Source organism: Vibrio sp. 1151_11, assembly GCF_029478525.1.
Lineage (GTDB): Bacteria > Pseudomonadota > Gammaproteobacteria > Enterobacterales > Vibrionaceae > Vibrio > Vibrio anguillarum.
In genome coordinates this window covers 1-3,481 of record NZ_SHMN01000061.1, presented here as the reverse complement: position 1 = coordinate 3,481, position 3,481 = coordinate 1, and the positions used below count along the sequence as shown (strand labels likewise).

The 3,481-nt window shown below is 38.6% G+C and carries 2 protein-coding genes; both read right to left on the bottom strand.

Annotated elements, in window-relative coordinates:
* Positions 1-208: 208 nt before the first annotated feature.
* Positions 209-880 (bottom strand): hypothetical protein, encoded by a 672-nt coding sequence (locus EXZ60_RS18545; RefSeq protein ID WP_277436129.1) that lies wholly within the window; start codon positions 878-880, stop codon positions 209-211.
* Between the two features lie 143 nt (positions 881-1,023).
* A complete protein-coding gene (locus EXZ60_RS18535) occupies positions 1,024-1,506 on the bottom strand; it encodes a hypothetical protein (protein WP_277436128.1) in 483 nt (160 codons plus the stop codon).
* Between the last annotated feature and the right edge of the window lie 1,975 nt (positions 1,507-3,481).

Here is a 3,481-nt window from a genome sequence, read left to right as displayed (position 1 = left end):
ATTACCCACATCATCTCTAGCAAAAGTGTTAGATGAGAAGAAAGCCAGTGATGAAAGAGCTAGAATTGTTAATTTTTTCATTGTGATAAATTCCAAAATAGTTTGATTGTGACTAGAGCATAACGCCGCATTAAGGTGTGAGTGGCGCTTGGCTATACTTGAGCGAAGCGAAACTGCCAAGCGTTGCGAATCACTCTTAAATGCCTTGTTAGAAAAATTTGCTCGCCATTTTCACGAACTCTTCCCAGCCCAAAGCAATACCCATAATTGCACTAAATAAACCGATTAGACCAGTGAAACCAGATAAAAAACGAAATATCCAACTAGATGTAATTTTAATGGCTGTCGTTGCACTAATTAGACCAAACCAAGAAACAAAATGAACAGGAAGTGATAGCACAGATCGAATACCCTCTCTTAACCAAATAACTGGATTTCTTAGCTGCTTTACAAGGGTTTCATCATTTGCTTCTAAAGAACCTATATGCCTTAAAAGAGTCTGCTCTATTGCTTTTGCATATTGAACTGCATCATCTCCGATACCGCCCATAAAGCCAGGAGTTGATAAAGCGTCATCTAGTGATGGGAGCATGTTGATAATTATAGGATAATCTTGGTAAACGACATTGAGATATGGTGGTTTAAACTTTGCTGCAACCCCTTGATTACCTAAATTATTTTGCATTTTATTCGAATGCCTAATCAATAAACCGAATGCACTCCGATCTTGCCCTTTACTGTTCCAGTAAGTAACAAATTTAGAATTAAAATCGACTACAAACTCAATTTTATCGTTGTTCAAAAGCTTTCGTCTAAAGACACTAACAAACCCTAAACCTGACAATACAACTAAACAAATGACAGGTATCCACATAGCCAAATTATCTCCATTTTTCTAACGCCCGCTTAAGGGGCAGCCAACACTACTACTAACTTTCCGCATAACACCGCAACCACTTCACCCAACGCATGGTAAAAATGCCGCGCGTTGGCTGTCCCTCTTGAAGCGTTTGTTAGCTATCATTACTTGATTGTTCTAATTACATGTTCAGGAGACATATTTTTTTCAGCTTTAAGTTCACGATACACTTTTAACCCTGCATCGACTAAAGAATTGACTTTAAAAGTATTATTTTTTAAGTCTACCTCTCCACCCGCCAATGATACGGAAAGGGATAAAGCGAAAATAGCAAATGCACTAGAATAACCAACAATTTTTAAAGGACTATTAGTAGATATTCGGTCAAAAACCAAAGGCTCAATGTCCAAATCGGCATTAAAATCCAGCCCACTTTGCGTGTAAGACCTAAATAGGTCGAGAGTTTTTAAATATTCATTTTCATTCATAAACTCTAAACGATTATGATTTGGCCATCTTGGATAACCTAAGATATATGCTCTGTTGTAAGCATACTCCAAAGCATTTAAAAACATCGAAAGTTCACCTAATGATATACCTTCATTTTTAGAACCAATTTCTATAACAAATTTATAGCTTTCTTTCATATTCATTCTTCCTTTTAATAGCTAACGCCCAATTAAGTGGTGAACAACGCACTGGCCAAGCCGCTGCATTGCACCATAAAACACTTTACCTAACGCATAGTAAAACTGCCACGCGTTGAGAATCCACTTGAATTGCTTGTTATGTGAATTTTACCGTTAATTCAAAGTAAACCACCGTGGAAATGAAGAGATTTGAATAAGTTACGTACAAAAACGATGCTGACCAAAACCTAAATTTCACAGCGATCTTAGCCGAAGAAAACCACTTACAGAATCAACAACAAAGAAAGCGCCCTTTCAGCAACCGCTAAACTTTTTGCTTCACCAGACTTTCAGTGCTGAATGTCAGCAAGCAAATCAGTCAAAAATGCATTTCAATTGAAGCGATTTGAAACCGATAAAACTCAACACAAACCAGATCCAAAACTTAATTGAGGCAACCCAAGAACCTTGAAAACGATCAATCTCAGATTGTTCAAGAATCCATTTCGACCAAGCCAACTTGCCGAAAACACGGAACGAATTCTCAATGAAATCGTAGATTTGACCTCAAAAACTCATCAAACACATAACGCCCAATTAAGTGGTGAACAACGCACTGGCCAAGCCGCTGCATTGCACCGTAAAACACTTTACCTGACGCATAGTAAAACTGCCATGCGTTGAGAATCCACTTGAATTGCTTGTTATGTGAATTTTACCGTGAATTCAAAGTAAACCACCGTAGAAATGAAGAGATTTGAATAAGTTACGTACAAAAACGATGCTTACCAAAACCTAAATTTCACAGTAATCTTAGCCAAAGAGAGCCACTTGCAGGATCAAAAACAAAGAAAGCGCCCTTTCAGCCACAACCAAACCTTTTGCTTCACCAGATTTTCAGAGCTGAACTTCAGCAAGAGAGTCAGTCAAAAAGACATTTCAATTAAAGCGATTTGAAACCGACGAAACTCAACACAAACCAGATCCAAAACTCAATTGAGGCAACCCAAGAACCTTGAAAAGCATCAAACTCAGGTTGTTCAAGGATCCATTTCGATCAAGCCAACTTGCCGAAAACACGGAACGAATTCTCAATGAAATCGTAGCTTTGACCTTAAAAACTCATCAAACACATAACGCCCAATTAAGTGGTGAACAACGCACTGGCCAAGCCGCTGCATTGCACCGTAAAACACTTTACCTGACGCATAGTAAAACTGCCACGCGTTGAGAATCCACTTGAATTGCTTGTTATGTGCATTTTACCGTGAATTCAAAGTAAACCACCGTAGAAATGAAGAGATTTGAATAAGTTACGTACAAAAACGATGCTGACCAAAACCTAAATTTGACAGCGATCTTAGCTAAAGAGAGCCACTTACAGAATCGATAACAAAGAAAGTGCCCTTTCAGCAACCGCTAAATTTTTTGCGTCACCAGATTTTCAGAGCTGAATGTCAGCAAGAAAACCAGTCAAAAGGACATTTCAATTAAAGCGATTTGAAACTGACGAAACTCAACACAAGCCAGATCCAAAACTTAATTGAGGCAACCCAAGAACCTTGAAAACGATCAATCTCAAGTTGTTCAAGAATCCATTTCGACTAAGCCAACCTGCCGAAAACACAGAACGAATTCTCAATGAAATCGTAGCTTTGACCTTAAAAACTCATCAAACACATAACGCCCGGCTAAGGGGTTGGCAACGCACCGCCGAACTCAAAAAACACACTGTAAACACTAAACTTCAATTTTGCACTAAAACCGCCACGCGTTGGCAATCCCTCTTGAGCCGTTTGTTAGGCCAACCGATTGACAACGATACTTTCAAAACCAAAGAACGAGCTTTTTTGTAAACTTAAAACAAACTAACCGATTCATTTATAAACCAAAATGCTAAATCAGCAAAGAAACAAAAAACTCAAATTGAGCGATTTGGAAGAAAAGTGACGAGCGTAGCATGCTCGGCGGACGTTTGGATGCTGAAGGTTAT

Bases quoted from the DNA above. Each gene is read 5' to 3' on its own strand.
- EXZ60_RS18535 (WP_277436128.1), bottom strand. From the start codon at position 1,506: ATGAAAGAAAGCTATAAATTTGTTATAGAAATTGGTTCTAAAAATGAA.